The following is a 5,538-nucleotide window of genomic DNA, read 5'->3' on the forward strand; positions in this document are numbered from 1 at the left end:
ATGGTATAAGTATATATATCTACAAAAATTATTAGAACTGCGAATTAAATAATCTCCGGAAAACGACATCAGCAAAATGTAGTGCTATTTAAGGACAATAAATCAAGTATTTAAGCTTTTCAAGAATTTCTAACTACGGGGGCATAAAAAAAATTAATACTGACTCAAATTTAAGAAATAAAGGAAAAATAGTAATGCAGAAATTTAGTAATAATACTCCCAAAATATTTTCTAAACCTCAAGTTGGTGTAGTGGATGAAAAGATTACTTTTGAGCAACCTGGAAGAGTTAAATTCAAAGCTACATATTGGCCTGCTATGCTTTTTAGAGGTTATAATATGACTCTTGAACCTGGTCAAGAAGTTGCAGTTATTGGTCGTCAGGGAATTACATTATTGGTACGTCCTTTCTAAGTAATTTGTATTCAACTCAAAGGTCTTATACCAGTTTGAAAAAAGAATGTTACGAATAATCTAGTCAACTAATATCTTTCATTTAAATGTACAAGGTATTATAATTGATAATTTAATGGTAAAAAATAATGATAATAGCTGCTTCTACTGACTACTGATTATTGACTACTAGAAGCAGTCCAGATATTTGTAATAAACATTTATCAAATTGGTATTAGTCATAGCAGAAGGAAGTAAAGAAGAAGGAAAAATAAGCGGTCGAGGGATGGCAAGGTTTCCTCGCCATCTCTCGACCGCTTTTTATCCCCTTAAAAGGGGAGGCGCATACCCACGATTTTTCGGTAATAATTAATTAGGGTTTGCTGAATAAATACCTTAGCGACAGCTTTGCGTCAGCAAAAGCATTGACTAATATTAGTTGTAGCATTTCTTGGTCTCAAAAAGTGCCAGCTTTTCGGTGGCAAGAGGTGCATAAATCTAGTATTTTGGCAGGAAACGGCGGAAAATTTGGGGGAATACCAGCTACATATTCTGTAATCCACCATTTCTCCTGACTATTGACTACTGACTACTGACTACTATGGAGAGCAAAAAGACTTTTTCAGCAAGCCCTAATTATTAATTATTAATTATTAATTGTTAATTGTTAAAGCCTGTCGTTGGACAGCTAATAAAGTAATATCATCAAATTGCGTGGCACTACCAGTATGATTTAAAACACTGCTAGATATATCTTTCAGTAAAGTTTCAGCAGAAGCTGTTTTTTTCTCCGCAAGTAACCGGAGTTTATCATTAGAAAAAAATTCACCCTTACTATTACGAGCTTCTGGTACTCCATCTGTATAACCTAATAAAATTTCACCAGCTTCTAAGTGAGTTTGTTCAATTTTAAATTTCATATCGGGCAACATTCCAACTGCTGGGCCTGTAGAATTTAACTCCTCTTTGATTTTTCCTCCAGCGTCAATAATAAATAGTGGTTCATGACCACCATTAATATAAGTTATTTTACCATTATTTATGTCTAAAACTCCAAAGAAGAGTGTGGCAAACATTCCCACTTCGCCATGATTTTTCGCAATATAATTATTAGTCAAACATACAGCCTTCAAAGCGTTATAACAATCTTCAGTAGCTAGACCTCTATCTAAATAAAACTTATCTTGTTCACCTCCTAAATCCTCATTCATTTCTTCAAAATAATTTTGACCAGAAAAAACTCTAATTAAGCTACGAAATAAACTCATAAATAATGCTGCCCCTACTCCTTTATCACAAACATCAGCAATTACTAATCCTACTGTATGACTGGAAAGCTCAAATACATCATAAAAATCACCAGCAACTTGTCTAGCTGGTTGAAAGAAACTAGCAATTTCCCAACCATTTTGTTGCGAAATTTTTGCAGGCAGAAAATTCTTCTGCATCTGATGACCTTGCTGTAATTCATAATTAAGAGCTTGAGAATAAGCTTTGACTTTTTCTAGACTTTCCTGTAAAGCTGCTTCGGCTTTTTTTCGCTCGCTAATTGCTTGAGAAATTTTGACAAACATTAATTCAAAGGCATTAATTACTTCTCCTAATTCATCTTGTCTGTGGAGAGAAATTGAGCTAAATGTAGGTGCTTCTCGGTCGTTATATATTGCTTCCCCTGCTTTATTCAAATCGCTCCTTAATTGGAGAATAGGATTAATTACAATTGGTTCTAAACATAGCCAAACTGTAATTGTCAAAAATAGAGATATGATAATAACTAAACCAATAATTCGATAAATATAAGCAAGTAATTCTGGTCTGACATTAGAAGCATCATGGCGAATAATAATGCTATAGTCTGTTTGCATATCTTTTCCAGACCAAATTAAGTCATCATAACGAGCAATATTACTACTGGTGGAAATGAATAGTTTTTTGGAATTATTTACTTCAGAAAGTGACAATTCTGGAGACTCACCAAATGCACCTACTTTTTGTTTGTTAGAATCATAAACAGCACCTCCTAAAATTGAAGCATTATGTTCCATCAATTCTGATAAATAATTGACAAGCTCTGTATTTGAAGCATTAGGATAAGTAATCAAAATCCAAGCAACTTTCCCAGAAGACATTTGCTTCATTTGAGATAGAATTTCTTGTTCTCTTCTTTTGACAGAGGGGATTAAAATAATGGTTTCAATGACAATAATGCTAGTGAAAACACATAAAACTACACGGCGAGACAATTTTGATTTGAGTCGGTCATTAATTGACCGAGCTAACTTTTGAATACTAGACAGTTTGCTATTCTGCTTATTTTTATTCATCTTGATTTGTACTTGATGACTTGAATTATTTGATAACATATATTTTATCCTTTATTTTAGGGAGTAGGGAGTAGGGGAGTTCAACAATTGATAATGAACAATTAATAATGGATAATTACCTGTCCTTGAAAGAAAAGGATCGAACTTAAGGAAAATATTTTCTTTATAAATGAAGAGGTATTAGACCAAGTTAAGTAATTATCCATCGATCAAGACACCTAGAGACAAAAATCTATTGCACAGTTTTAGCTGTGTTAATCTACTATACTACCTCTGGATTCAACACTTCTTTTACAAACAGTATTTTATACATTATTTTAAACAATTATTGTGATTTTATCCCTATAAAACTAAATTTTTATTTATGAAAATGTACAGATTTATTCACGATTAAATCTACTTTAAATAATATCATGTCCGGATAATTAGTGATAAAAAACTTTCTCCTTTTCCTCCTCTTTATTCTTTATTTCCTTCTGCCTTCTTCCCTCTGCCTTCTTAAATAACTTGATTTTTGTATTGTTTTGGAGTAGTACCTGTGAGTTGATGAAATATTTTAGTTAAGTGGCTTTGATGAGAAAAACCACATTGAAAAGCAATTTCTGTAATGCTGATATTTTGCTGTTTCAATAGTTTTTTTGCTAGTTCTACTCTTTGGTGAATGACATATTTATAGGGGCTAATACCCATTGATTGCTTGAATAACCGGGAAAAATGATACTGACTCATACCAACTACAGCAGCAATTCTAGCTAGTTTTAAATCTCGGTCTAAATGTTCATTAATATATTCAATTGCTTGGCGAAGCCTATATTTTGATAATCCTCCTCGGTACTCATTAACTTCTAAACTCATAGTAGAATATTCGCGGACTAAGTGAACTGTTAATGAATATGCTAATGATTCTGCATATAACCTACCTGCTACTCCTCCTGATTCTAGTTCCCCTAGTAGCAGTAAACCAACCTGACGAATAAATGGATCGCGCAGAGTAAATCTATCTACGAGTTCAATTCGTTGGGGGTCTACTTCTACTACTTCAGTCGCAACTTTTTCCATGAGGGAAGGTGCTAAATATATGTATAACAAATCTGGGTTTCCTTGAATATGCCACTGAGAAACTTCTCCACTGGGCACAACAGTTATATCTCCAGGCACTATTCTCCCCCGGTCATATTTTCCTTTTAGCGATCGCTCTATATGACAAGGATAGTCTAAATGAATTATTAGTAGTTCTTTTGGTATTGCAGGTAAGGAAAATTTACTTTCTGCTGCGGAATAGTATAGACGTTGTAGCAAAATACCTTGCCAATTATTCTGTTTACTTGATATCAACAGTTTGCTAGATTCTGGCTGATCTGGTATTTTTGATGATTGAGGAATTACATTAGATTGTGATATCATATTTTCTCCTTGTGATTTTTTGTATAGCAGAAGGAAGAAGGAAAATATTACGTTGTCTGAATTGTAGGCGTGGTATAAATGCAGGATGATTTTAATAGTTTTGTGGAATGAGTATCTTGCCCGTTCCCAACCATAGGAGGCCAACTGATAACTGATAACTGAAGTGACTCCCCTACTTCTAACTATTCAACCAGACATAACATAATTAGGGCTTGCGCTCATAAAGCTAAAAGTCAAGATAGCTTACGGTAATGGAGCCTTTTATATTCAGTTTATCTTCTACGTTTATGGCTTTTATTGGTATCAATTTACTGAAATCTTCTGCTGAAATTCAAGAAAATTTCTTCATATAAAATGGCCGAAACCTTTGCCTGTTTCTCCACAAATCGACCCATCCCCGTTTCCTACCCCCACCAACCAATTTTTTCAGCAGGCCCTAATTATTTAGGGCAATCGCACGCTGAGAGCGACTAATCAAACCGTCTCTTTCTAAGCGTTTGAGGGCACGGGATAGAGTTTCTGGGGTTAACCCTAACTCAGCAGCTATTTCTTTGAAAGGTCTATCTAAATTGACAAATGTCTGATTAGAAAGTCTAGCTATCTGGGATAAATATTGAAGCACTCGTTCGTGGGCAGTCTTGATATCCCGTAACTCTAGATGGTGTTGTAGGCATTGATTTTTTCTGACTAAAATTGCCATGAAATCTTGAGCTAAGTCGGGATAGCTATGCAAAGCTGCTAAGAAATGTTTCTTTGGATAAACCATTACTTGTGAGGCTGTTTCTGCAATGGCTGTATTGGTATATCTACTAGAAAAAAGTGTTGTCTCGGCTAAAATATCTCCTGCTATAGCAGTGCATAACCTCACTATTGTTCCACAACTTTTGTAGCGCACTATTTTGAGTCGCCCAGTCTTAACAATAAAGACTGCTTGAGCTGAGTCTCCCTGCCAGAATAGTTTTTGCTCTTCTGACAACTCTCGCATAGCGATCGTTTGGCGTAAATAAGAAGGAAGTATATCTAGATCTAAGAGCTTCATCGGCACTTTTGCTTCTCCTGTTGAGTGAGATTTATCAGTTTTTTTGGAACGATTATTCCAGAAATTACAAAGACAATCACACAAATTTCAGCGTTAGAAGTTTATTAAAGAATGACATAACAGGTAGTTTTCCCGTTGTGGACAATCCAAACTTCTATAAATTGATAATTGATGGTTATTTTTTGTTTATATAACTACCCTAGCAATAACAGAACGCTCAGTCAAGTATATTAGCTTTCATTCAAATAAATTATTAATTATTGCCAATTTAGAAGCAATTTATATACTTTTAATCAAATTCTCATCATTAATTTATCTGTTTTTCATAAAGAGGGAGTAGGGGAGTAAGGGAGTGGGGGAGTGGGGGAGGGGAGTGGGG

The 5,538-nt window shown here is 34.5% G+C and carries 4 protein-coding genes; 1 reads left to right on the plus strand and 3 read right to left on the minus strand.

All coding sequences use genetic code 11. From position 1 onward, the window contains the following. Nucleotides 1–194 precede the first annotated feature (194 nt). Nucleotides 195–413 carry an NfeD family protein gene (locus tag AC3DU7_RS23585; RefSeq protein WP_488041736.1) on the plus strand — a complete coding sequence of 73 codons (219 nt, stop codon included), beginning with the start codon at nt 195–197 and terminating at the stop codon, nt 411–413. Nucleotides 414–1,045: 632 nt separating this feature from the next. Here the strand turns inward: AC3DU7_RS23585 and AC3DU7_RS23590 are convergent. From AC3DU7_RS23590 to AC3DU7_RS23600, 3 genes are all read right to left on the minus strand, one after another. After that, on the minus strand, nt 1,046–2,755 hold the full coding sequence (locus AC3DU7_RS23590) for a PP2C family protein-serine/threonine phosphatase (RefSeq protein ID WP_488041737.1): 1,710 nt from the start codon (nt 2,753–2,755) through the stop codon (nt 1,046–1,048). Nucleotides 2,756–3,214: 459 nt separating this feature from the next. Continuing rightward, nucleotides 3,215–4,120: a helix-turn-helix domain-containing protein gene (locus tag AC3DU7_RS23595; protein ID WP_488041738.1), complete on the minus strand. Its 906-nt coding sequence runs from the start codon at nt 4,118–4,120 to the stop codon at nt 3,215–3,217. A 436-nt stretch (nt 4,121–4,556) separates the two neighbouring features. Beyond that, the gene (locus AC3DU7_RS23600; RefSeq protein ID WP_488041739.1) at nt 4,557–5,243 is read right to left on the minus strand and encodes a Crp/Fnr family transcriptional regulator; all 687 of its coding nucleotides are present in this window, start codon (nt 5,241–5,243) and stop codon (nt 4,557–4,559) included. Between the last annotated feature and the right edge of the window lie 295 nt (nt 5,244–5,538).

It is taken from the genome of Okeania sp., from assembly GCF_983059655.1.